Raw genomic sequence first — 24,398 nt, forward strand, 5'->3', positions numbered from 1 at the left:
ATTATTGGTCTTCCTGTATATTACCCAAATAGCTTTAAATTATGAATCTTTCCTTATTAGTTTGCTAGATTGATATAAACATTATTTTGATCTACTTCAACTTTATATGTTTCTACACAACCTTCATCTGGAGCTTGCACCTGGCCATCTACAATACTAATTTTCCAGTCATGCATTGGGCAAAATACATGTTCCCCAGACACCATTCCTTCTGCTAGTACTCCACCCTTGTGGGGGCACCGATTTTGAATAGCTCTAATATCACCATTCGCTAATTTAAATACAGCAATTTCTTTATCATCGATCACGATTGTTTTACCTAAACGCAGTGGCATTTCATCCACTTTTCCAATAAATACTTTACGTAATGTGTTTTCCATTGTTTTTTACCCCCTTATTTAGAAATAGCAGTAGCGTGTACTTTTTCAAATAAATCTTTTAAAACTGTTTCATCATTATTGGTTTCATTCCAAGGTTCTTTGTAGACAGATAATGCCTCATCTAATCTTTCATTTAATTCATTTCGAAGGAACTGATCTTCTACTACTTCTTGAACGTGTGCAATCCCTACTCTTTCTACCCATGCCGAAGTTCGTTCAAGATATTTAGCATTCTCACGGTAATATTGAAGGTATGCACCGATATATTCTAATACTTCTTCTTCTGTTTTCACTTTGGTTAAAAGCTCTGCCTGTCTTAATTCTGTTCCACCGTTTCCACCAACATGAATTTCCCACGTTCCATCTAGCCCAATTACACCAACGTCTTTCACTCCACCTTCAGCACAGTTTCTCGGGCATGCAGAGACGCCCATTTTTACTTTGTGTGGTGTGTTTAATCCTTCAAATTTCTTTTCAATTTGTATTCCCATTCCAACTGAATCCTGTGTACCAAAACGACAGAAATTTGCACCTACGCAAGTTTTGACGGTTCGTACAGATTTAGCATAAGCATGCCCTGATGGCATATCTAAATCTTTCCATACAGACGGAAGATCTTCTTTTTTCACTCCTAATAGGTCAATACGTTGCCCACCAGTTAACTTAATCATACCTACTTCATATTTATCTGCTACGTCAGCAATCTTTCTAAGATCATCTGAATTTGTTACTCCACCATACATTCTTGGAACAACAGAGTAGGTACCATTGTTTTGAATGTTTGCATGCATCCGTTCATTAACAAAACGGGATTCTTTTTCATCTTCATATTCTGTTGGATTAACCATTCCTAAATAATAATTCAATGCTGGTTTACACTTGGAACAACCTTCTTCTGTTTTCCATTCCAATACATGCATGACTTCTCTGGTATGCGTTAAGCCTTTTTCTTTTATTTCGGCAATCACTTCATCACGAGATAATTCAGTACAGGTACAAATGGATTCTTTTTGATCCGCTTCAAATGCATCTCCTAAAGTATGCTCTAATAAATCAGATACTAATGATTTACACGTACCGCAAGATCTTGAAGCATTCGTTGCACCTTTAACTTCATCAACAGTAGATAAACCTTTTGCATTAATTGCTTCTACAATCGTTCCTTTTGTGACACCATTACACCCACAAATTAGCTCTTCATCTGACATACTAGCAACTAAGCTTTCACCTGAATCTTCACTAGATTCACTCTCAAGATATTCTTCAATATTTGCCTTTTGTTTAATTAAACTTAATAATCTGTTGCCTTCTTGGGTATCTCCAAATAAGACAGCGCCTGTAATCTTTTCATCTTCTACTAATATTTTTTTGTACGTTCCACGCCATTCATCAAATACTTTAATAGACTTGGTTACATTCGTTTCATTTATTTGTCCGGTACTAAATACATCCACACCTGAAACCTTTAATTGAGTAGATAATACAGAACCCTTATAGCCTTGATGATTCATTCCACATATACGTTTAGCAAGCGCTTGACCTTGCTCATAAAGTGGAGCCACTAAACCATAGACCATTTGATCGTGTTCAGCACACTCACCTACAGCAAAAATATTGGCTTCACTTGTTTCCATATAATCATTGACTACTATTCCGCGGTTAACTTCGATACCATTATCTGCTGCTAATTGAACATTTGGTTTAATTCCTACAGCCATTACTACTAAATCTGCAGGTATTTTCCCACCGTCTTTAAATTTCAACCCTGTCACTCTATTTTTCCCTGTAATTTCAACCGTCTCTTTTTCTAGCAGGAATTTCATCCCTTGTGCTTCTAATTCTTTTTGAAGCAACTTCCCTGCTGCTTTATCTAATTGTCGCTCCATTAAATAATCTGAAATGTGAATAACATCTACTTCCATTCCTAGATTCAGTAGTCCTCTCGCTGCTTCTAATCCGAGTAGGCCACCACCGATAACAGCAGCTCGCTTATATTTATTTGAATATTCAATCATTTTTTCGCAATCCTTTATATCACGAAAAGCAGTAACCCCTTCTTTATCAACTCCAGGCAAAGGAATCATAAACGGATTAGATCCTGTTGCAATTATCAAATAATCATATTCTTCTTTACGCCCTTTATCAGTTTCCACAAATTTCTCTTTCTTATTGATAGTTGTTACTGTTTCTCCTGGATATAATCGAATATTATTTTCCTCATACCATTCCCATTCATTTATGGTAATATCACTAATTTCCGTGTCTCCCTGTAATACTTTTGAAAGCTGAATTCGATTATAATTTGGATATGGTTCTTTACCAAAGACAGTAATATCAAACTGATCTGGTAATAATTTTAATATCTCCTCTATGGCTCTAACTCCCGCCATACCATTTCCAATTAATATTAATTTTTGTTTCCCCATTAACAAGTCCCCCATTTATATGGAAATTTAATCTATCTTTAAGATACAGCAGAATAAACATGTATGCGACATACTTGTTATAAAACCTTACAAGCTTTTTTAAACGGACAGGATGCTTGTCAATTCTAGAATTTTGTTCATCGTTATTCTAAAGATGAGTAGAGAACGCTAATAAGACATTAGCATTTGACTGAAGAAACTGTGATAAAGAAATCAAGGAATCTAACTAATCACCTATAACTTAACTAATTTTGCATTCTGGAATTTGCTGTTATCAGAGCTTAGGTACTTATGAGGGCTAGCACTTGTTTTATTTATAATGAAAAACTGTATTAATTCCATAAAAAAACTCTTCTACTTGCGATTGGTCATCGCATAGAAGAGCTTGTTAAGCCTACATTATATATTTAGAAAAGATACTCTAACTTTCTAATAGTAAAACGTCACTGCCAATAATTTGAGGTATTTGTAATAAATCAAAAACTTCTAATATGTCATCATTGATATTTTGAATTGTTATATTGATGTCTTTATCTTTTAGGGTTTTCACTAAGCTAATTAGTAAACCCATCCCGGATGAATCAACAAAATGAACATTTGAAAAATCAACACGTACATTTTTTTCATGAATCATAGCAGGTATTAGCTCCTCATGAACGATTTCTTCACATTCAATATCTAAGTCACCCTTACATTTAACAAACAGTAAGCGTTGTGTTTTAATTTTTTCAAATTCTAGCATCTGTTTATTCCTCCATTCTTTTAATGAATGATAATTTGTTCTTTATCATTCAACTGTGCGGTAATAAAACGTTCATCTCTTTGAACTCGATAAATCGTTTCTCCTATTCTTAATAATGTACCTTCGTAGGCTAAGGATAGTTTAATCTTCTGATCTTTTGGTACAGATAATGTGGTTTTTGTTCCGCTAATAGATCCCACTTCGTTAATAGAGATTCCTAATCGTCCAAATAGCTCCCCACCACGAGCAATTCCATGTATATCTAATTTACCGCCAGCATGAACTTTAGAATTGATACAACCCTTACCTATAATTTGAATATCACCACTCGAATAGATTTGACTATTAACCGTATCTGAGATAGTAATAAATGAATTCGGCTCCACTTCTGCGTGACTCAGAACCGTCAGTTCTTCCATAGACTCTAAAAGCGTCTTTAAATCATTAAGGTTCGTCTTTTGACTAGATAAATTTATGAATATCCTCTTTATATCTCTAGAAACATTTTTCCATTCCTCTTCTTCGATGAAACGATCAGCACGTTCAACTATATCTACGTATTTCTTAGCAGAAGTTTTAAAATCTTTAAATTTTTTCTCAAGTAACAACATAATCATCGGTTGTAATCCATTTGTAGTTAACTCTTTCTTCTTATATACAGGAGATTTCATTAATTGCTCAATAATTGGAATCATTTGCTTCACCTGCAAACTTAACACTTGGATAACTTGTCCCAATTCCATTACAAGTAGATTATGCTTCCCTGCAGCTAGATTTGAATTTCCTACATTTCCTTTTATGATCATTGATTTTGATGCTGTAAGACTAGATTCACTTACATTTTGATGGATGTAAATATCCCCACCAGCTTCCACAATCATATTATCTTCTACTTCTCCCCTGATTTCTATATCCCCATTAAAGCGTATATTTCCAGAAGCAAGGTTTACATTACCATCATGAACAAGCTTAGATAAAATCGAAGCTTTCACATAGTGACCACGCTTTTCAATAACCGGTTTTCCAGGCTCTGTCGCAATTAATTTATCATCAATCAAGTCTACACCGCTGCCTTTATTAAGCTGCAAAGCATACGTGTCTTTAGCAGGTATTTCTTCACTCGTAACCGTTTTTCCGGAAAGACCCGGAATTGGTGGATGAAGGATTGCTAGGATTGTACCAATTTCCACACTAGGAATCATTTTTGAATCTTTAAAATTAACGTTACCTTGTTCATCTTCCATCAACCCATTTGAAGCGTTAATATCCACTTTCAACTCAAGCTCACCGTTCATACCTTCTTTTGGTTCTAAACCTGTTGCTACTACAAAGCGCCCAGCTTCTTTCGTACCTATGGCGTGATCAATGGCATCTTGATTTATCCCGACTGTTACATTTAATTCTTCAAGTCTTTTCAATATTTGATCTTCAGTTAAAGTGTTAATAGGCTTACTTTCGCTAATTAACTCTATATCAATATGCTCAGCCTCATCTACTTCCTTCAGTTGCCACTCAGTTATCTCACCAGGCTTTACATCTAACATGGCTTCTAGTCCATTTTTTATCACACTTATACTCCAGCTCATCGCCTTTTTTGAAGATTTTTCATAATCCAAACGATATTTATCGTTCTCTGTCAAAATTATTTTACTATCGGTAACTTTCTGTTCATTTCGGTATAAGGTGATACCTTTACCTATGGAAGCAGTAGCATATATATCATCCATATCTTTAACTTCTAAATGGTTATCTTTAATCCATGCATAGCCATGATTGTTTTTTACTTTAATTTTAGTATTAGATAAATTTTCATTTGTAATATTTTCATTTGTGACTTCTTCTTTTTCTAAATACTCATCCATTAGTTTATCTAAGGAAATATCCTCATCTATATTATCATTTAGATCATTTGTATTATTAGCAACTTCGACTTCAGCTTTTCCTTTTTTATGAGCTTTAGAAAGTTTAACAACCGCTTCTTTTTTACCAAGTCCAATAAAACCTGAAGTTGCATGCTGTAAAATTTCAATATTTACTTCTTTTTTCTTTACCTCCATTAATTCCAACCCTATTGCAATTGCCTCATGCACTGTCTTACCTTTTGATATTAACTCTCGCATTATAAAACCTCCTTTTTTACCGGAACTTCTTCGGTTTATTTATCATTTTCGTTCACTTTCAAAATTAGCATAGTTATATCGTCCTTTTGCATAATTCCGTTTGTAAAGCTATCTATTTCCTCTTTTATCGAATATTCAATTTCATTCGTCTTAAAATGATGTAAAGTTTTCAGTAATTCAACTAATCTAGGTAAACGAAATAAATTTCCATGTTGATCTTGTGCTTCTATAATCCCATCCGTGTAGAAAAACACCATATCTTGATGGGATAACGTTATAGTTTGATCAATATATCGACTATCTGCCAGTCCACCGATCATCACACCTGATTGTTTGACTAATTCCCTCTCTTTGCTTTTTTTATTCACGATAATAGGTAAATTATGGCCAGCGCTAGAATAAGTTAGCGCATTTGTGTCCGGATCCCAATCAGCGCATAAAAGTGTTACAAAAGATCCTAATGTTTTTAAATCGTTATACATAGATCGATTCATCACTTCTAACGTCTCACTCGGAGTCGCCTTAAATTCCAAGCTACTTCGAAATGCTCCTCTAGTGAGTATCATAAGCATTGCTGCGGGTATACCTTTACCCATGACATCGCCTATGATAATCCTTAATTTACCATTAGGTAATGTCTGGAAATCAAAATAGTCTCCTCCAATTAAGCGAGCTGGTATGGAAACACCAGAAATATCCGCATTTCCTATTTCAGGCTTTGTAGCATTCAATAGTTTCATTTGTATATTTCTTGCTTGTTTCATTTCTCTAGCAAGTGTTATATCCATTTCGGGATTCACCCTTTTATTTTTATCACTAATCTTATTTTTGAACACTACATTCACCACCTTTTAGGACTACTATGAGGAAAAAATAACCCTTTAGACATCAATAGATTCGAAAATGTCAACTATTTCAGATTCACTGTATTTTATGCTAACATCCCCTCTATAAAATAGATGGCAACAATCGTGATTGATTATTTTTTCAAACTTTCAAAAACACTCGTTTTTTTAATGCATTCTAAACCTTAAAATTAATTTTATAATTACTTAACAGTTATTTGTCCATTCTCATTTCTAGAAAATTGAAAGACATATTTATGATTAAAAAGTTCTATTTTAATAATTTCCATTAATCGAACAAAATCATCCGAATAATAGGTTATTTTTTCTAAATTTAGTTAGTTCCTAGGATTTATTAATGAATTTAAACCCTATTCGATGACTTAATCATCCTATTCACACAACCTTTGACCCATATAATTTGCGTGCTTATCATTCAATAAGTTTGCTTTTTCATTAAAATAAAATAGTTCTTATTACTTAAATAAATTGTATGTTATTCTTGTAATTTCGTCAATCATTATTAAAATGCTTAAATCTCTCCATTATTATAAAGATATTTTCATTTATCTAATCATATTCTAAAGTGTTAGATAGTTCTCAAGTTATAGTTGAAAACAAACTTCACAAAAAAATAACCTTGGGAGGGATCCCAAGGTTATTTTATAATTGTGTTCCACCATACTATTAAACTAATGAAAACTGCAATACCAACGATCATAGACTTCACAGTATATGGCAAACGATTAGGTATAAAGCGAAGCGCAAGACTTACTACAATACCTGTTATTAACATATAAATAACTGCATATATCAACATACCTAAAAAATTATCTACTGGAAGCTTCATTGCCTCTTGAATTAAGTCCACCATTCCACCTCTTCATTCAGTTACCTAACAATTTTTATCCTATACTATCATACAATATTTTTTGATAGTTGAAACCCTTTTTTTATTATTTTATTCTATTTTTTCATATTCTACTAGTTTTCTTGTACCGACTTATAATTGAGCTTCACTCCAACGAGAACCATTCGGAAAAGGACAATCCTTATAAGCCAATTTGGCACGAAACTTAACAAAACATCCACAATGTTGACAGGTTGAATCATATACAAAAGACGGACAATTGTAGCAAATGGTAATTCTAGCTTCGTAGGTGGAATCATCTACAATATCCGTTTCAAGCATTAACTGCTCTGCAATTTGTTGTTCAATTTTTTCATTTGACACATAAACCGATGAATGGCAACCTTTACAGCTCAATTTCTTTTCCTTCTTTCCTTTAAAAATAAATATACGTTATTCATCTTTTCTAAGTTCTTTTATTAAAGCATCTGGCTGATTACCTTCTAGTACTTGAACAGCATTTTTAGCTGCATATAATGCCATCTCTGTTCTTGTTTTAGTGGTTGCTGACCCAATGTGAGGTACTGTTACTACTTGATTCATCTTAAGCAAGGGATTATCTTTATTTATGGGCTCTTGTTCAAAGACATCTAGCCCCGCTCCATTGATTTCTTGATTTTGTAAAGCTTCAATCAAATCCTTCTCATTTACAACTGCACCACGAGCCGCATTAATAAAAAATGCAGATTTTTTCATCATTTTAAAGGATTCAGCGTTGATCATATGATACGTCTGATCCGTAAGTGGTGTCATTAGTAGAATAAAATCGCAAGTAGATAATAGTTGATCTAATTGTAGATAATTAATATTGAGCTTTTCTTCCAATTCGACATTTCTTGTTCTATTATGATAAAAAACATCCATTTCAAAGCCCTTGGTTGCGCGCCTTACAATTTTTTCTCCAATTCTTCCCATACCAATAATCCCTAGTTTTTGGTGATGAACATCAAATCCGAATAATGGTTGATTAACAGGGTGAGTCCAGTTACCATTTTTCACATATTGATCTAGTTCAGGAATCCTCCTAGCCGAAGATAAAATTAACCCGAATACTAAATCTGCAACTGTTTCATCCAATACATAAGGGGTATGTGTAGCTGCTATATTATGTTTTTTAATAGCCTCAATATTAAAATTATCATAACCAACTGATATATTACTAACAACTTCCAATTCTTTTGCTGCACTTAATAACTCTTCATCAATGGTATCCTTTGCGGTAACTAAGGCGTGAACATCGCGAATTGCTTTTTTAAGCTCTTCTTTTGGCATGGCTTGTGTATGTTGCCACTTTTCAACTTCAGCGTTCTTATTTAAATATGTATAAACTTCTTCTGGGACAGGTTCTGTAATGAGTATTTTTTTTCGTGACACACAAATCTCTCCTTTAGTCTATTTTATCATGGAAAATATACATTCCTCATGCATTTCATTCTTTTTTAAAAAGTGAATTTATCATATAAAAAAATAAAACATATCTTCATTTTAGGATTTATCCTGTAACATCTTTAGTATTAAGCCGGCAGTTTCTTCAATGGACCTTTCTGAGACATTAATAATATTGCAATTAACTTTTTTCATTAGTTCATCTGCAGTTGCTAATTCTTTATTAATTTGTTCAATAGAAGCATATTTAGCTTTATTTGGAAGTCCTAAAGCTTTTAAGCGTTCGGTTCTAATTTTAAGTAAGTGAGCTGGATTAATCGTTAATCCAATAATCATTCGATCAGTTGGAACAAATAACTCTTCAGGAGGGTCTGTATCTGCTATGATTGGTAAATTGGCTGTCTTAATCCCCTTGTGAGCTAAGAAAATACTTAGCGGGGTCTTTGAGGTTCTAGAAACACCAATTAAAACTACCTCGGCTAATAATAATCCTTTGGGGTCTTTCCCATCGTCATATTTCACAGCAAACTCTACCGCTTCAATTCGTTTAAAATACTCTTCGTCCAAGACTTGGCGTTGACCAGGTTCCGGTTTTGGTGAATCATTGAATGTATCAATATAAGCCTGAATCATCGGACCCATCACGTCTACTGCTTTGACTTTTAGTTTAATTGCTCTTTGTTGCATCCTTTTTCTCAAATGGGATTGTACTAGCGTGTATGCAATAAAACCGAAGCTATTTGATACTTCATTTAGAATTTCATCTATTTCCTCTTCTGTTTGGATATGGCTGAACCGTTTCACCTTTACATTATCATTTGAAAATTGTCGAATAGTTGCTCTGACTACCGCATCTGCGGTTTCGCCTACTGCATCGGAGCATACATAAATAATTGATTGAGTTGTTGCCATTGTTAGGCTCTCCTCTACTCGAATATTAGAAACCATAAATTTTAACTATTTATTTTCATTCAGTGTTAAAATAATCCTCTTCACCTATCAATTTTGATAGTATTATTCATTAGCTTGATCGGCAAAAAGAATGAATGATTATTGTGATACATACTTTAACTTTCAGTTTTTAGTAAATGTGGAACCGCTTAATAAGAGAAAAATATTCTTCACTAATGATCCTATCACATAACTATAGGGAGTTCGACTAATTATACTGAAAGTTAATCATATCGCAACAGTATTTACAATTTTAATATTTACTTTATTGATCTGCTTACATTTTCTCTTTTACATCTATTCAAATTTTCGATAATATAAATCCACTACATTTATTTAATGTTTAATCTGCACAATATTTGGGAAATGCTATCATGTAATTCAAATATAGATGGAGGGATAACATTGGCTAAAGTAGCTTTTTTAGTGCATGACAAATTTGAAGACTCAGAAATGAAAAATCCATATGATGCGATTAAAGAGGCTGGTCATGAAGCTGTTATCATTGGTTTAGAAAAAAATAGTGAAATAAAAGGTAAGAATGGTACAACATATAAAATAGATGAAGCAGTTAAAAATGTGTCTGGAAAAGACTTTGATGCTCTTGTCTTACCAGGTGGAGGTTCACCAGAAGGCTTAAGAAATAACGATGATGTAGTACATTTTACAAAAGAAATAAATGGTGAAAATAAAACAATTGCCGGAATTTGTCATGGACCACAAATAATGATAAGTGCTGATATACTTCAAGGCAAAAGCTCTACTTGTTTTCCAGGCATTAGAGACGACGTAAAATTAGCTGGAGCAAATTATGAGGATAAAGAAGTCGTTGTTAGCAGCAATCTCATCACTTCAAGAACACCAGATGATGAACCTGCCTTTATCCGCGAGATATTAAATAAATTGTAAAAACGAAAAGAAGCTGTAGATTCCTGCAGCTTCTTTTTTACGCTCTTAAAAAAAATAAAATAACGATGACAATTATCATTAGGAAAAACGCAACTCCATCTTTTTTTGCAAATATAAGAGAACGATATGATGTTCTTTTTTTCCCTACCTGATAACCTCTTACTTCTAGTCCATTAGCCATTTCTTCTGCTCGATTTAAAGAATTTGCGAATAACGGTAAAAAGATAGGTGTGAGTGATTGCATTTGTTTCAGGAGATTTCCTTCCCCAAATGTTACTCCTCGTGCCATTTGCGCTTGCATCACTCTTTCCGTCTCATCTAATAATGTCGGTATAAATCTTAGTGCAATCGACAACATTAATGTAATGTCTTCGATGGGTGCTTTAAATAATTTTAAAGGCTTCAGCAAAAAGTAAATCGCATCTGTTATTTGAATGGGTTTTGTAGTTAACGTAAGAATGGTAGATAAGATTATAATTAATACAAAACGAAAAAAAACAAAAATACCATGCTCTATCCCATAGGATGAAATTTTAATAATTCCCCATTCTACATATATCTCTCCACCAGCCTTAAATAATACTTGCAGGACCACTGTAAATAGAATTAAATAAATTAATGGCTTTATTCCCTTTAGATATATTTTGAAGCCAATTTGTGATAACTTCATTAAAATAAAGGTTATAACAATAAGAAATATAAGGGTTTCCCAATTATTAATCAGTAAAACAGAAGCTATAAATAATAGAGTAACAACTAATTTTAAACGAGGGTCTAAGCGATGAATAATAGAAGAAAGGGCTATATATCTACCTAATAAAAGGTTTTTCATGCCAACCCCTTCCTTTCAATTTGCTCGGCTAATTGGTTAGCCGTTAAACAAATTTTATCAAATTTAAATCCAAGCTTTTTTTCAAGCTCTAGTTGTAATAATCTAGCTTCTGGTAAAGCGATACCCCACTGATTATCCGGACTTAAATTAGAAAGAATAGAGTAAACGGAATCATGAAATATAATTTCCCCATTTTTCATTACTATTAAATCATCTGCGTAATTTACAACCTCTTCTATATCATGTGTAACCATTACCATAGTAGCATTTTTTCTTATTTGCCAGCTTTTTAGAAAATCTAATATTTTTTTTTTGCTACTCGGATCTAAGCCAGCACCTGGTTCATCTAGGATAAGTGATTTTGGATGTGTTGCTAAAACACCAGCAATTGCTACTCTTCTTTTTTGCCCCCCTGATAGTTCAAGCGGAGATTTTGTGAAAATGGATTCAGATAAGCCAACTTGTGTAATCACTTCTTTGGCTTTTTCTTTTGCTGATTCCTGTGTATCGCCAAAATTAAGTGGGCCAAACATAATATCATCTAACACCGTCTCTGCAAATAACTGTGCTTCAGGAAACTGAAAAACCATTCCAAGATCAGCTCGAATGTTTTTTAATGTTTGTTTGTTAACTTTTGAATGAATAACGTGTTCGTCTATTTTCACCTCACCAGAAGTCGGCAAAATTAATCCATTCATTAATTTTAATAATGTCGATTTTCCAGAACCAGTTTTTCCGATAATTACGGTCACTCTATTTGTTTTAATTTTTAGATTTACATCTTTTAAAACATTTTTTGATTTTATTGGACCTAGTTGGTAATCTGCACTTACACTTTTAAACTCAATTTGCATAGCCAATTCACCAACTTTTCCTTGGATAAATAATTTTCAGGTACAGGTTTACCCTTCTCCCTTAAATGCCTTCTTATTTTTTCTGTTATTGGTAGTTCGATTAAATCACTAGTCGCAAACAGTTGTTGAGGCGTGCTTTCTGATTTAACCATACCGTCCTCTATTATTAGCACTCTATCAGCAATTTCTACCTCGTGATGATCATGGGTAATAGCAAGAATTGTCAGCTTCTCTTCTTCCTGTAATTTTTTTAATAATTGTAGGATAGTGTGCCGGCTAAATGGATCGATCATGACAAATGCTTCATCCAATATTAACACTCTTGGCTTTTGTGCTAATACCCCGGCAAGAGCTACCCTTTGCTTTTGTCCGCCTGACAAACGTGCGGGATCTGTCTTACGTTCTTCCCATAAATCTACTTTAAGTAATGCTTCTTTCACCCTTTTTCTCATAAATGATCGCTTCATATTTTGATTTTCTAAACTAAAGGCCACATCATCTTCAACAGAAGTTCCTATGAATTGGTTTTCTGGGTTCTGAAAAACAATAGCAATGTCTTCCCTGATACTATTTTTATTTTCTTCCGATAATACTTCTCCATTTATTCGAATACTTCCAGACTCCAGCTCATGCAACCCTACCAAAAGCTTAGCAAGTGTGGATTTCCCTGATCCATTGGGCCCTATAATAGCAAGCCATTCTCCTTCTGAAGCATTAAAACTGAGGTTGTGGATAGTAGTTTTTTTCATTCTTATATCATAGCGAAAAGTTATATCTTGAACTGAAACTATAGCTTCTACCATCTTCCACCCTCCGATTAAATTTATATTCCAATTATCAATGATAACAATAAGATTGTAGCAAAAGTGCCATTAATCATGACAAGGTTGCGAATAGATACAACAAACGTTTCTGCTTTTTTTTGTCTTTTATGAAATTTTTTCAATTGTTTATAGACTGGTACGATAATCAATAATACTAGCAGTAAAATCCTTGGGAGTAATCCGATAGCTACTGCAGCTATAAACGATATAAAGGTTGCAATATAAAGTATATCAAAAAGTTTAATTGCATTATTTTTTCCGATATAATACGGCAAAGTAAATCTTTTATTTTGAATATCCTCTTCCAAATCGCAAATATTATTGGCCAGCATTATTCCCGCTATAGTAAAAACACAAGGTAAAGATATAAGTAATATTGCTAATACATTTAAAATATCTAATTGAAATAAAATCATACTGCCTTCTACTGATAATTGTGCAATGCCTTGATCAAATGCATTTATATATATAGTTAGAAAAATGATTCCAAACCCCATTGTAACACCAGAGAACACTTCTCCTAAAGGCATTCTTGAGAGTGGAATAGGACCGAATGTATAAAAGATTCCAATTCCAAAACATAGCATTCCGATTAATAATACGATCAAATCTGTCAATACAACTAACCACAAACCAAGTGCTGTTGCAATTGCTAACATAATGATAATAATAGATATAACAACTTTTTCTGAAAGCCCTTTCTGACCAATAATATTACTAGTCTCTCTATATTCTTTACTCATCGCTTTTCGATAATCCATATAATTATTAATAGCTGTGGTCGTTAAATCAAATAGAAGCATAGCGACGAAAAATAAAAGTGTGTGCATCGGTCGAAAAACCTGATAATGATAAACTACAAATAATACCCCGATTACAAAAGGGAAGAAACTAGCAATTTTAGTCTGGATTTCTACCAATTTAAGAAAATCAGATATTTTCATTTCACTCTACTCCTTCCATTAGAACAAAATCCTCATTGGTGAGCTCAAAGTTTGTGAAACCTTCAGATAAATAAACCTCTTTATCCTTCGTTACAATGATTACATCAATATCATCCATTTCCTCTATCGCTTGTAAACCTCCTTCAAGTCCTTTCGAGAAAACTAGTGTTGAAAGAGCATCTCCATCAATTGATTTTTCACTAATAATAGTAACCCCAGCAATTTCGTTATCAAAAGGATAGCCATCAATTGGGTTTAATAAGTGATGATATTGTTTCCCATCTACTTCAAGATAGCGCTCATATATTCCAGATGTTACGACGGATATATTCTCACCTGTTACCTTACCTACCAATTCTCCTCTGCCTTCAAAAGGGTTTTGGATACCAATCGTCCAATTGTCTTGTCTCGGATGTTCCCCACGAACGTATATATTTCCACCTAAATCAATGATTCCAGTGCTTACCTCTTTTTCTTCGAACAATTCATTAATTCTATCAGCAATAAAACCTTTAGCAATCGCACCTAAGTCTAACTGCATGTTTTCCTGCTCCAGATAAATAGTTTGGTTGTCTTCGTTCATCTCAATTTTCTCGTAATCTATATAACTTAAAATCTCTGTAATTTCGCTTTGATCAGGCTTTTTTGCATCTTCATAGCCAATGTGCCAAAGAGAAGTCAACGGTCCTATCGTAATGTCAAAAGATCCATTTGCTTTCTCACTGTATGCTTTTCCTGATTCAATCAGATTAAATACTTCTTCGGATACTTTCACCGCTTCTTTCCCAGCCTGTTGATTAATTTTATTAATTTCAGAATCTTCTATAGAAGTAGAAATTTTCGCTTCTAATTCCTCCATTAATGTAAAAGCTTCTTGTAATACAGCTTCTTTATCTTCGTCATAGATCTTTACCGTTACAACGGTACCTAGTAAAAATTCAGTTTGTTTAAATGGTTGAGTGCTTACCTCTTCTTCTCCAGTAGTTCCATTACATCCAACTATTATTATAGAAGAAAAAAGGATAATTGCGAGTATTTTTTTCATATGAGTCATCCTTTCTTATTTTACCTTTATAATTTAATATACTTTTTATATTGTGAAGTATTTCACAGGTTTAGTATAGCATGGAACTTTTCTCATGTCTATAAAGCAAATATGAAAACTTTTCAAATATTTCCGTTTAAAAAGTATTGTTAATTTTTCGTGAACAAAAACACAAATTAATATTTTTTATCTCCAAAATTCCTAGACAGTCTTTTTCTCTTACGATACAATAATGTTAAGAAAGTTGCTCAACGCTTTACAATATCGTCACTTCATGTGAATAGTTGAGCAAAACATACTTAATAGTATATAAAATGGGGAGTGGTACAGATGGCACAGAAAAATATTGTCATTATTGGTGCTGGTTATGCTGGTGTTCATGCAGCTAAAAAACTAGCAAAGAAATATAAAAAGGATGACTCTGTTTCTATTACATTAATAGATCGACATTCTTATCATACGATGATGACAGAATTACATGAAGTAGCTGCACATCGAGTGGAGCCTGATGCGATTCAATTTGATCTACGAAAACTATTTAATCGCACAAAAGTTAACCTTGTTACAGATAATGTAACAAATGTTAATCATAACAAAAAAGTAGTAATAACGGAACATGGTGAATATGCTTTTGATTATTTAATTTTAGGTATGGGTGGAGAACCAAATGATTTTGGCACTCCTGGAGTAAAAGAAAATGCCTATACATTATGGTCTTTTGAAGATGCTGTTCTTCTTCGTGAACATATTGAAAATATGGTTCATAAAGCAGCGCAAGAACATGATGAAAAAATCAGAAAAGCAATGCTAACGTTCACCGTCTGTGGATCAGGGTTCACTGGAATTGAAATGGCCGGTGAATTAATGGAATGGAAAGGCCGTTTAGCAAAAGATAATAAATTAGATGAAGAAGACATCACACTTTATGTTATTGAAGCAGCACCAACTATCTTAAATATGTTAGATAGAAAAGATGCAGATAAAGCTGAGAAATACATGGAAAAGAAAGGTATTAAACTATTAAAGAATTCTCCAATCGTAGAAGTTAAAGCTGATCGGATTATTCTTAAATCAGGTGAAGAAATTCCAACACATACCCTTATATGGACAGCAGGCGTAAAAGCTAATTCAGATACAGAGGATTACGGTATGTCTAGTGCAAGAGCTGGACGTTTAAAGGTTAATAAATTTATGGAATCTGAAGACCTAGAAGATGTTTACGTAATTGGGGACTTAGCTTATTATGAAGAAGAACCAGGAAAACCTACACCTCAAATTGTAGAAGCAGCTGAACAAACTGGTACAACAGCTGCAAAAAGTATTATTGCTTCTATAAGTGGTGGTGAAAAAGAGGCTTATGAAGGTAAATATCATGGCTTTATGGTTTCGATTGGTGCAAGATATGGAGTTGCTAATCTTAGTGGATTACGCCTAAGTGGTTGGTTAGCTATATTCATGAAACACATGGTAAACCTTTATTATTTCTTCGGAATTAGAAGTGGCTATTATATGTTCCAATATGTGATGCACGAATTTTTCCATACAAAAGATAAAAGAAATATCTTCCGTAACTTCACTACTAGATATGGAAATGTATTGTGGAGTGTTCCATTACGATTATTCGTTGGTGGTTTTTGGTTAGTAGAAGCTGGTATGAAGATTTGGGGTAAAGATACTTGGACCGAAGCGACCTCTAGTTTTAGCAATCTACCAAAATTATTTGATGGTCTTGGTGAAGGTTCATGGTTAGTAGGTTCGACTGTAAGAATGCCTTTTGAGTGGTTACAATCAGAAACAAGTGGTGCGAGTGAAGCTGCAGAAGCAACAGAATGGGCAACACCTGTTTTAAGTAAAATGCCAGGAATATTTGAATGGTTTATGCAAATAATGTTACCTACGCCTGAAATGGCAGTATTTATGCAAAAATTCATGGTATTCGTAGAATTAGGTCTAGGTTTAGCAATCATTGGTGGATTATTTACTTGGTTAGCAAGTATTGCAAGTGCTGGATTCCTTGTAATGTTTACTCTTTCCGCGATGTTAGGTTGGGATAAATTATGGGCTCTTCCTGCTTCTATCGCGTTAATGAATGGTTCTGGCCGTACATTTGGTTTAGATTACTGGGTTGTTCCGTTCTTACAACAAAAAGCTGGTAGATTCTGGTACGGTAAAGAAAAAGCAATATATAAAGATAAATAATGTTAAGGGGGGAGTTCCCCCCTTCTATAAAACTAGTTAAAGATAGGAGGGAAAGCATGCTTCGACAATTAATAAAAATAATGCGCCGGGGCGATATGATAATCGTAATCCTTTTATTTTTGCTTTCTTTCTTGCCTTTAGCTATTTTTACCTATGTGCAAGCTTCCGTTTCAGATGACGCTACTAAAATTGCAGTCGTAAAGATGGATAATGAAATAATTGAGACAATCACTTTAACTGGCAATAGAGGAACTCAAAGTTTTGAAATAGTAGCTGATGATGGTGATATAAATACAGTTGAAATCATTGATGAAAAAATTCGTATTCGCTCTGCTACTTGTCCTGACCAAGTATGTATTTTGACAAGTTTTATAGAAAATCCAGGAGAAACAATCGTTTGTATTCCTCACAAAGTGGTAATTGAAATACAAGCAGAAAATCATCATGAAGAATTATTAATCAGCTCGTAAAGACATTAGCGAAAGGATGAGGAAAATGACCAATAATCAACGGCTAGTTTTTATTGCTTTACTTGCTTCACAAGCCGTAATTATTAGTTTGCTAGAAAGAGCCATTCCCTTTCCTTTCGCAGTTGCACCAGGAGCAAAGCTAGGATTAGCAAACATGATTACGATTATGGCGCTTTATACTCTTAGCACAAAAGATACAATGCACGTTATTGGAATTCGAATTACACTTGCTTCTCTTTTAGGAGGGACAATTTCCACCCTAATGTACAGCGGTGCAGGTGCCCTGTTAAGTTTTATTGGTATGGTTCTAATGAAAAAAATAGGTGGTAATAAAATTAGCATCATCGGTGTTAGTGTAGTCGGAGCTGTACTTCACAATGTCGGGCAATTATTAATAGCTAGTATGGTTGCTAATACATGGACAGTAATGTTATACCTACCTGTCTTATCCATGATTGGTATTCTATCCGGTATTGCCATTGGTATAGCTGCAAATTATATCCTAACACATGTTAATCGATTAAATTATTATAAAGATTTACAAACATTCCAGGTAGAAAGGGGTTAAATTCATGCATAAACTCTGGGAACCCTATCCATTATTAAAAAATGATTTAAAACTTGTAGAAGAATTGATAAATAAAAGTATTCGTGTGAAAAATAAAAAAGTTGAAGCAACAATTAAGCGAGTTACACAAGCAGGAGGCAAAAAATTAAGACCGGCATTCGCTCTCCTTTGTGCAAACATTGGTCCAAAACAAGATGATCAGAATAAAATCGCAATTGGCGCTGCATTAGAAACTTTACACATGGCTACACTTGTACATGATGATGTAATTGATGAAGCTGAAGAAAGACATGGTGTTGTAGCTATGCACGCAACAAATGATAATAAGTATGCCATTTATGCAGGTGATTATCTATTTTGTGTCTGCTTCACTATTTTATCTCAACATTCTGCTACACTTGGCCAATTAGAATTTAATGCAAAAAGTATGGAAAGAATTTTAACAGGAGAATTAGATCAATTAGAGGCACGTTTTACACCTCCTCTTTCTGTAAAAAGCTACTTATCAAGAGTTTCTGGAAAAACAGCACAATTATTTGCTGTTAGTTGTTACTCTGGGGCACTTGTTAGCGAGGCAACTAGAAGACAGCAAATGATCGCGTGGAATTTTGGTCATTATATCGGCATGGCATTTCAAATTATGGATGATATATTAGATTATACTGGAAAGGAACAAATTGTTGGTAAACCTGTATTAGCAGATGTAAGACAAGGTATTTACACGTTACCTCTAATTTACGCAAGAAGAGAAAATCCTGAAGTATTCGATAATATCCTAACTAAAAAAGAAGCATTAACCGAAAATGATATACAATATTTAACCGAACTTATTGAAAAATATAATGGAGTCGAAAAAGCGAGAGAACTTGCAAAACGATATACCAAAAAAGCAACTGATCATTTAAATAAGCTTCCACAAGGGGAATATCGCGAGATTTTAAACGACATAACCACAAAATTACTAAAAAGAACTTTATAATTTTTATACCTTTTTTATAATTGTAACTCTTACGAAAATGAATTCTAGCCTATTGCTAGAATTCATTTTTATGTTGAAAGGATATGCAAGCATAGAATTTACAAGGGTGTAATCAAATAAGTTGCATCTATATTAAAAGCGATTACAATTATATTTAATTATTGTAAGAAGGATGGCTCAGACTTTATGAAAATTACAGCTAAAACAAACTATTATTTACTGCTTTTCGTCATTTTTGGAGGGTTCTTGATCTTTGGGGTTTCTGAAAACATAAAAGGCCCTGCTCTTCCTGAAATTCAGAATGATTTTACACTTAGTGAAGGGAAACTAGCTATTCTATTAGCAATCAATGCATTCGGTTTCTTGCTCGCTTGTCTTTATACATCATGGCTAATTAACAAGATTGGTGTGAAAATTACAAGTGTAGTTACACTAAGTTTAATGGCACTATCTGGTGTGTTTATCTACCTCTCAACTAATTTTGCAACATTAACTGTTGCTTATTTTCTTTTATACATAGGAAATGGAATGCTTGAAATCGGACTTGCAATTATTGCTGCAAGGCTTTTCACCAAAAACACTGGTACAATGTTAAATCTATCTCATTTCTTTTATGGTTTAGGATCAACTGTTGCGCCCATTGTCGCCGCTTCTATGATGGGCTGGACGATACAAACAGAAACACTAGGTTGGAATGGTATGTATTTAATCATGTTATCACTTTCTCTCTTACCTATTATCCCAGTGCTTCTAAGTAAGTTTCCTAAAGATACAGCAGAAGAAGAAAACCGCACTTCTATTAAAAGTTTAACGAGAGATCCGATAGCTTGGTTAATAGTCTTTGCCTTAACTATGGGCGTCACTGCAGAACTTGGTATGGCTGCTTGGCTAGTCAATTATCTAGTGAAAGTGGATAGCATGACCCTTGGAGATGCTTCAGGTATGTTATCACTATTTTTCTTATTCTTTATGCTTGCAAGACTACTGTTAGGTCCAATAACAGACAAATTTGGCTACACTATATCGATAATTGTTTTCTCTATATTCGCTTTTGTGTGTGCTACTATTCCCATTTTCACTGGTGGTGCTTACACATTCTTATTTGCTTTAGCCGGACTCGGGATCGGACCAATTTATCCCACCATGATGGCTCTATTAGCAAAAAATTATACGAATGGTACAGATACAGCAATCACTTTCACAGTTTCATTAATAGGAATTGGTACTGTAATCACTAATTTATTGATCGGTTATGTTATTGAATTGGTATCTGGATTTTCACTTGGTGATAATGCTACAATTAACAACCAAATTGGTTTGCAAGCCGGGTATTTGTTTATTGCGATTACCGCTCTTTTATGCGCATTAGCCTGTGTTGTAATGCTATTTATAATGAAAAAAGAACAGCGAGTTTTATAGCTATAAACGCTGCCTCTTTTCCAAAAACAAATCCTTGATCACTATAAGGATTTGTTTTTTATTTAGTTAGCTGAAGTATCTTCTATTATTAACATATCATTTTTATCAAATTTCCACATTTCACCGTAAGCAACTTCCCAGTAGTATCCATTTGGATCCTTAAAATAACCGCTGTAACCACCCCAGAAGACCTTTTGGGCAGGTTTGACAATTTCTGCTCCAGCAGCTTTTGCTTGGTTCATTACCCTGTCGACCTCCTCTAAAGATTTAGCATTATATGCTAAGGTAAACCCAGGAAAACCAGCTTCCTTCGATTCTTCCAATGGTTTACCAATGTCTTTCTCTAACTCTTTAAGAGGAAATAGAGCAAGCTTTGTACCATTGTTATCGAAAAACACTACAGCAGGATTATTTTCTTCTTCATATGTTCTAAAACCTAAACTGTCTCGATAAAAAGTGAGTGATGTCTTCATGTCTTTTACACCTAAGGTAATTAAATTTATTCTATTCATTTAAATGCCTCCTTTTTTTACTATATCTATCTATTTCGCTACTACTTTTTTAAATCCCTTTATTTATACCAATGGGTTTTGTTTCTCAGTTTAAACAAAAAACATTCATTAATAACAGAAAAAAAGAGTGGAAAATAAATTTCCACTCTAAAACTTAGTTTGTAATTCCCTCTATACTTATACTTTCTACAGTAGCCGTACCATTTTCTAATAGCTGCACTTGAGCCTGAATTTCGTCACCTGACTGTAAGAAAATAGCATAAGGTGCTTTACTAGCATTCACCACATAAATAGTAGAATCTTCTTCTAATAAATATTGCACTATTTGACCTTCATCAGTTGAAGTTACTAATACTCTTTGAATCGTACCTGATGCTTCTGTTGTTTGGGTATATCCAGTAGCAGAAATGTTACCCGGATTTTGAAGTAAAGCCATTCGATAGGCATCAAGTGTTTCATTGGCAGTATCACCAAATACGACAAAGTCAGAGTCATTCGCTTTAATATAAGCGTAATGCTTGAATAATCCATTAGGATCCAATACATTAACTACCCAAGTAGGATGGCCATCTATATTATAAAGTACGGGCATATAGCCTTCCCAATTCTTCTCTGGGAATTCTTTATTAACAATTTGATTTGCACCTTCACTATCCATGATTGCATTATTTATTTCACCATTATAATATGTTAACTCTCCAGTTCGGCTATTTATAAGTGTATACCCTAATGCAGAGTCAATATTTTCCTTTGGTGAAGTCATATCTGTAAAATAATACATTTCTCCAGATTCATCAAAAATCGGAGTAACACCAGACTCAGAACCTGATTCATTCGGAATTTTAACATCTCGCTTGCCAAAAACAGAGTTTAACCAACCATTAATGTATTTACCAAAGTAGTTATTTTCTGTAGTAGCCATTTCAGAGCTAATGGATCCTTCGATAAAATCTGGAGCTTCTTCCACATTATACATGGTCATGTCACTAGCTTCTGGATCAATAACCACTACTTTTAAATCACTTAGATCTGGCTTGTTTGTAACATGTAATGGACGGTAAACAGTTTGCACATACCAAGGCTTACCGTCCTCATCCACCTCAATTTGAGCATCTCCGCTTTGAATATAATGAGGATACTGATCATAAATCACACGTTTTATATTTTTATTAAAGTAACTAGAATTTGTGTACAACATTTCGCTCTCATTAAAATTTGGTTGAGCATTCGTATTCGTAGCAGAAATAGTAAAGTATCCTGCTGTTGTATCTCCTCTTAAATATTTCCAAAAATCTGCAAATTCAACAGGAGCTACAAAAACGATGTCGTCTCCAATTTTTTGCACTTGCAGTTTTCCTGAGTCGTAAAACTGTGTATTTGGAACAACGCTCATTGCTTTTTGAATTTTATTTCGAGCAAACTCAGGCGAAACTGTAATAGGTGTTTCATCCTTTGTTAATGGTTCAGCAACTTCCATTTCTTGTTTTTTAATACTGTTATATGATTCATCTAGTGTTGCTACTCCTATAATTAAAAATACTGGCACAGCTAGAACTGTTAAACTTAGTATCAATACCACTGGCCTTGTCACACGTGTTTCTACCTTCTTGCCACCATTTAAACTTAAAAATAATAATGATATAAAGATAAAGGCATGTATAACATTAGCAAGTATCATATTTGGAACTGTAATAGCAGGCATTATCAGATAAATCAATAAGCCGCTTAACACAAAACCAATAACTAAAATAATACTACCTAATCTCATCGCTCTATTCTTTCCTTTTTTTGTTATAAGTACAATTACTACAAAACACAGTAAATATAATATTGATGTAATAGCAGTTGTAATTAAACTTCCTATCATGAAAAAAAACCCCCTTCTACTATTGTTATACGATTATCATTGAGAGAAGTTTCAATTTATTTTTGTGAACAAACAAAACCCAGTGAACTGAAATTCACTGGGCCAAATATTATTTGATTTTATTCTTCTGTCGCTACTTCACCAGTTACTTCACCATCAACAGTTGCATTTGTTTCTGCATCTGCATTAGCGAAAGTTAAATTTCCATCAATGGTAGCTGTTTCGTGTAAAGTAAAACCATTCGCCTCTACAACTACATCACCTTTTACTGTTCCACCTTGAATTAACGTATTTTCACTTTGAATAGTTAATGTTGGTACTTCAACAGTAAAACTTGCCGTAATATTACGATCATCATCTTGCTCATAAAGTGCAATTTTACGGTAAATATCCGCTTCAGGATCGTCTTGATTATGGAATTGACCTGCCACTACTAAGTCTTCTTCTACCGTAACATCATTTAAAGTTGCTATAATCCATGTACCATCTTCACCAACAGCCGCACTAAATTCTTCACCAGTAGTAACAATGGATGCTGTACTTACTGCATCCGTTTCTTCTTCTGTTTCAGTTTCTTCTGCTTCAGATGCATTGTTATCTGTTTGCTCTTCTGATTCTTCTTCATCAGATCCACAAGCCACCAATAATCCGATGACTAAAAATCCAATTAAAAATAGTTTAAGTTTCAATGAAAACTCCCCCTATACCTAGTATTTATATTTTGTGTTTTCTAACACACTTTCTATTTTAACATATAATAATACCCATTTTTAATTTAAACCTTCCATTATAAGAACTATCTTCTATATATTGGTATCATTTGGTCATTAATAATATTTTTGTATGCAAACAAAGTCCAGTGAACCGAAATTCACTGGACCGTTGATTTTATTATTCTGTTGTAACTTCACCAGTTACTTCGCCCGCAACAGTGGCATTTGCTTCAACATCTGCATTTGCGAATGTTAAATTCCCATCAATGGTAGCTGTTTCATCTAATGTAAAGCCATCAGCGTCTACTACTACATCACCTTTTACTGTTCCACCTTGAATCTTTGTATTTTCACTTTCAATTGTTAATTTTGGTACTTCAATTGTAAAACTTGCTGTAATATTACGATCTTCATCTTGCTCATATGGTGCAATTTTACGATAAATATCTGCTTCCGGATCATCTTTATCATGGAATTGACCTGCTACTACTAATTCTTCTTTC

The 24,398-nt window shown here is 33.8% G+C and carries 24 protein-coding genes; 6 read left to right on the forward strand and 18 right to left on the reverse strand.

The features are described 5' to 3' along the window. Positions 1-56: 56 nt before the first annotated feature. The 9 genes from nirD to DFR57_RS07135 form a co-directional block, all read right to left on the reverse strand. Entirely contained in the window at positions 57-380 is a 324-nt protein-coding gene (gene nirD / locus DFR57_RS07095) for a nitrite reductase small subunit NirD (protein ID WP_114352448.1), read from the reverse strand. Positions 381-394: 14 nt separating this feature from the next. Then, a complete protein-coding gene (nirB, locus tag DFR57_RS07100) occupies positions 395-2,806 on the reverse strand; it encodes a nitrite reductase large subunit NirB (RefSeq protein ID WP_114352449.1) in 2,412 nt (803 codons plus the stop codon). A 421-nt stretch (positions 2,807-3,227) separates the two neighbouring features. Continuing rightward, positions 3,228-3,548, reverse strand: a complete 321-nt coding sequence (locus DFR57_RS07105) for an STAS domain-containing protein (protein WP_114352450.1) — start codon at positions 3,546-3,548, stop codon at positions 3,228-3,230. Positions 3,549-3,568: 20 nt separating this feature from the next. After that, positions 3,569-5,668: a flagellar assembly protein A gene (locus DFR57_RS07110; protein WP_114352451.1), complete on the reverse strand. Its 2,100-nt coding sequence runs from the start codon at positions 5,666-5,668 to the stop codon at positions 3,569-3,571. Between the two features lie 35 nt (positions 5,669-5,703). After that, a complete protein-coding gene (locus DFR57_RS07115; protein ID WP_245937412.1) occupies positions 5,704-6,504 on the reverse strand; it encodes a PP2C family protein-serine/threonine phosphatase in 801 nt (266 codons plus the stop codon). Positions 6,505-7,171: 667 nt separating this feature from the next. Continuing rightward, entirely contained in the window at positions 7,172-7,387 is a 216-nt protein-coding gene (locus DFR57_RS07120; protein ID WP_425450948.1) for a hypothetical protein, read from the reverse strand. A gap of 129 nt (positions 7,388-7,516) precedes the next feature. Then, positions 7,517-7,780: a DUF6171 family protein gene (locus DFR57_RS07125; RefSeq protein ID WP_114352453.1), complete on the reverse strand. Its 264-nt coding sequence runs from the start codon at positions 7,778-7,780 to the stop codon at positions 7,517-7,519. A 36-nt stretch (positions 7,781-7,816) separates the two neighbouring features. Next, positions 7,817-8,797 (reverse strand): 2-hydroxyacid dehydrogenase, encoded by a 981-nt coding sequence (locus tag DFR57_RS07130; protein ID WP_114352454.1) that lies wholly within the window; start codon positions 8,795-8,797, stop codon positions 7,817-7,819. Between the two features lie 111 nt (positions 8,798-8,908). Beyond that, positions 8,909-9,721 (reverse strand): pyruvate, water dikinase regulatory protein, encoded by an 813-nt coding sequence (locus DFR57_RS07135; RefSeq protein ID WP_114352455.1) that lies wholly within the window; start codon positions 9,719-9,721, stop codon positions 8,909-8,911. A 444-nt stretch (positions 9,722-10,165) separates the two neighbouring features. Here DFR57_RS07135 and DFR57_RS07140 point away from each other — a divergent pair, with 444 nt between their 5' ends. Then, positions 10,166-10,669, forward strand: a complete 504-nt coding sequence (locus DFR57_RS07140; RefSeq protein WP_114352456.1) for a type 1 glutamine amidotransferase domain-containing protein — start codon at positions 10,166-10,168, stop codon at positions 10,667-10,669. A 37-nt stretch (positions 10,670-10,706) separates the two neighbouring features. On the opposite strand, the gene DFR57_RS07145 is transcribed toward DFR57_RS07140, so the two are convergent. From DFR57_RS07145 to DFR57_RS07165, 5 genes are read right to left on the reverse strand one after another with little or no spacing between them, the layout of a single operon-like run. Beyond that, positions 10,707-11,501: an energy-coupling factor transporter transmembrane component T family protein gene (locus DFR57_RS07145; RefSeq protein ID WP_114352457.1), complete on the reverse strand. Its 795-nt coding sequence runs from the start codon at positions 11,499-11,501 to the stop codon at positions 10,707-10,709. Further along, entirely contained in the window at positions 11,498-12,355 is an 858-nt protein-coding gene (locus DFR57_RS07150) for an energy-coupling factor transporter ATPase (RefSeq protein ID WP_245937413.1), read from the reverse strand. Before DFR57_RS07150 ends, DFR57_RS07145 begins: the two co-directional genes overlap by 4 nt. After that, positions 12,331-13,158, reverse strand: coding sequence for an energy-coupling factor transporter ATPase (locus DFR57_RS07155; protein ID WP_114352458.1), 828 nt, complete (start codon positions 13,156-13,158; stop codon positions 12,331-12,333). Before DFR57_RS07155 ends, DFR57_RS07150 begins: the two co-directional genes overlap by 25 nt. Before the next feature lie 20 nt (positions 13,159-13,178). Next, positions 13,179-14,123 carry a 1,4-dihydroxy-2-naphthoate polyprenyltransferase gene (menA, locus tag DFR57_RS07160; RefSeq protein WP_114352459.1) on the reverse strand — a complete coding sequence of 315 codons (945 nt, stop codon included), beginning with the start codon at positions 14,121-14,123 and terminating at the stop codon, positions 13,179-13,181. A 1-nt stretch (position 14,124) separates the two neighbouring features. Beyond that, a complete protein-coding gene (locus tag DFR57_RS07165; protein WP_245937414.1) occupies positions 14,125-15,168 on the reverse strand; it encodes an FAD:protein FMN transferase in 1,044 nt (347 codons plus the stop codon). Positions 15,169-15,498: 330 nt separating this feature from the next. Between DFR57_RS07165 and DFR57_RS07170 the strand changes: the two genes are divergently transcribed. From DFR57_RS07170 to DFR57_RS07190, 5 genes are all read left to right on the forward strand, one after another. Continuing rightward, positions 15,499-17,367 (forward strand): FAD-dependent oxidoreductase, encoded by a 1,869-nt coding sequence (locus DFR57_RS07170; protein WP_114352461.1) that lies wholly within the window; start codon positions 15,499-15,501, stop codon positions 17,365-17,367. A 56-nt stretch (positions 17,368-17,423) separates the two neighbouring features. Beyond that, positions 17,424-17,837, forward strand: coding sequence for a NusG domain II-containing protein (locus DFR57_RS07175; RefSeq protein WP_114352462.1), 414 nt, complete (start codon positions 17,424-17,426; stop codon positions 17,835-17,837). A 25-nt stretch (positions 17,838-17,862) separates the two neighbouring features. Further along, positions 17,863-18,405, forward strand: coding sequence for a Gx transporter family protein (locus tag DFR57_RS07180; RefSeq protein WP_114352463.1), 543 nt, complete (start codon positions 17,863-17,865; stop codon positions 18,403-18,405). Between the two features lie 4 nt (positions 18,406-18,409). Beyond that, on the forward strand, positions 18,410-19,384 hold the full coding sequence (locus DFR57_RS07185; RefSeq protein ID WP_114352464.1) for a polyprenyl synthetase family protein: 975 nt from the start codon (positions 18,410-18,412) through the stop codon (positions 19,382-19,384). A 186-nt stretch (positions 19,385-19,570) separates the two neighbouring features. Then, complete coding sequence (locus tag DFR57_RS07190) at positions 19,571-20,803, forward strand: MFS transporter (RefSeq protein WP_114352465.1); 1,233 nt, start codon at positions 19,571-19,573, stop codon at positions 20,801-20,803. Between the two features lie 62 nt (positions 20,804-20,865). On the opposite strand, the gene DFR57_RS07195 is transcribed toward DFR57_RS07190, so the two are convergent. From DFR57_RS07195 to DFR57_RS07210, 4 genes are all read right to left on the reverse strand, one after another. Beyond that, a complete protein-coding gene (locus DFR57_RS07195) occupies positions 20,866-21,315 on the reverse strand; it encodes a VOC family protein (RefSeq protein WP_114352466.1) in 450 nt (149 codons plus the stop codon). A gap of 154 nt (positions 21,316-21,469) precedes the next feature. After that, entirely contained in the window at positions 21,470-23,182 is a 1,713-nt protein-coding gene (locus DFR57_RS07200) for an APC family permease (protein WP_114352467.1), read from the reverse strand. Between the two features lie 119 nt (positions 23,183-23,301). After that, positions 23,302-23,871 carry a polymer-forming cytoskeletal protein gene (locus DFR57_RS07205; RefSeq protein ID WP_114352468.1) on the reverse strand — a complete coding sequence of 190 codons (570 nt, stop codon included), beginning with the start codon at positions 23,869-23,871 and terminating at the stop codon, positions 23,302-23,304. Positions 23,872-24,073: 202 nt separating this feature from the next. Further along, the coding region (locus DFR57_RS07210; RefSeq protein ID WP_147269775.1) for a bactofilin family protein at positions 24,074-24,398 on the reverse strand (325 nt) is incomplete at its 5' end.

This window comes from Saliterribacillus persicus, assembly GCF_003337485.1.
Classification (GTDB): domain Bacteria; phylum Bacillota; class Bacilli; order Bacillales; family Amphibacillaceae; genus Saliterribacillus; species Saliterribacillus persicus.

Excerpts from the sequence above, each read along its gene's own strand:
- DFR57_RS07175 (WP_114352462.1), top strand. The coding sequence starts at position 17,424 with ATGCTTCGACAATTAATAAAAATAATGCGCCGGGGCGATATGATAATC.
- DFR57_RS07110 (WP_114352451.1), bottom strand. The coding sequence starts at position 5,668 with ATGCGAGAGTTAATATCAAAAGGTAAGACAGTGCATGAGGCAATTGCA.
- DFR57_RS07190 (WP_114352465.1), top strand. The coding sequence starts at position 19,571 with ATGAAAATTACAGCTAAAACAAACTATTATTTACTGCTTTTCGTCATT.
- DFR57_RS07120 (WP_425450948.1), bottom strand. The coding sequence starts at position 7,387 with ATGGTGGACTTAATTCAAGAGGCAATGAAGCTTCCAGTAGATAATTTT.
- DFR57_RS07185 (WP_114352464.1), top strand. The coding sequence starts at position 18,410 with ATGCATAAACTCTGGGAACCCTATCCATTATTAAAAAATGATTTAAAA.
- DFR57_RS07135 (WP_114352455.1), bottom strand. The coding sequence starts at position 9,721 with ATGGCAACAACTCAATCAATTATTTATGTATGCTCCGATGCAGTAGGC.
- DFR57_RS07170 (WP_114352461.1), top strand. The coding sequence starts at position 15,499 with ATGGCACAGAAAAATATTGTCATTATTGGTGCTGGTTATGCTGGTGTT.
- DFR57_RS07105 (WP_114352450.1), bottom strand. The coding sequence starts at position 3,548 with ATGCTAGAATTTGAAAAAATTAAAACACAACGCTTACTGTTTGTTAAA.
- nirD (WP_114352448.1), bottom strand. The coding sequence starts at position 380 with ATGGAAAACACATTACGTAAAGTATTTATTGGAAAAGTGGATGAAATG.
- DFR57_RS07150 (WP_245937413.1), bottom strand. The coding sequence starts at position 12,355 with ATGCAAATTGAGTTTAAAAGTGTAAGTGCAGATTACCAACTAGGTCCA.
- DFR57_RS07180 (WP_114352463.1), top strand. The coding sequence starts at position 17,863 with ATGACCAATAATCAACGGCTAGTTTTTATTGCTTTACTTGCTTCACAA.
- DFR57_RS07155 (WP_114352458.1), bottom strand. The coding sequence starts at position 13,158 with ATGGTAGAAGCTATAGTTTCAGTTCAAGATATAACTTTTCGCTATGAT.
- DFR57_RS07165 (WP_245937414.1), bottom strand. The coding sequence starts at position 15,168 with ATGAAAAAAATACTCGCAATTATCCTTTTTTCTTCTATAATAATAGTT.
- nirB (WP_114352449.1), bottom strand. The coding sequence starts at position 2,806 with ATGGGGAAACAAAAATTAATATTAATTGGAAATGGTATGGCGGGAGTT.
- menA (WP_114352459.1), bottom strand. The coding sequence starts at position 14,123 with ATGAAAATATCTGATTTTCTTAAATTGGTAGAAATCCAGACTAAAATT.
- DFR57_RS07195 (WP_114352466.1), bottom strand. The coding sequence starts at position 21,315 with ATGAATAGAATAAATTTAATTACCTTAGGTGTAAAAGACATGAAGACA.
- DFR57_RS07145 (WP_114352457.1), bottom strand. The coding sequence starts at position 11,501 with ATGAAAAACCTTTTATTAGGTAGATATATAGCCCTTTCTTCTATTATT.
- DFR57_RS07200 (WP_114352467.1), bottom strand. The coding sequence starts at position 23,182 with ATGATAGGAAGTTTAATTACAACTGCTATTACATCAATATTATATTTA.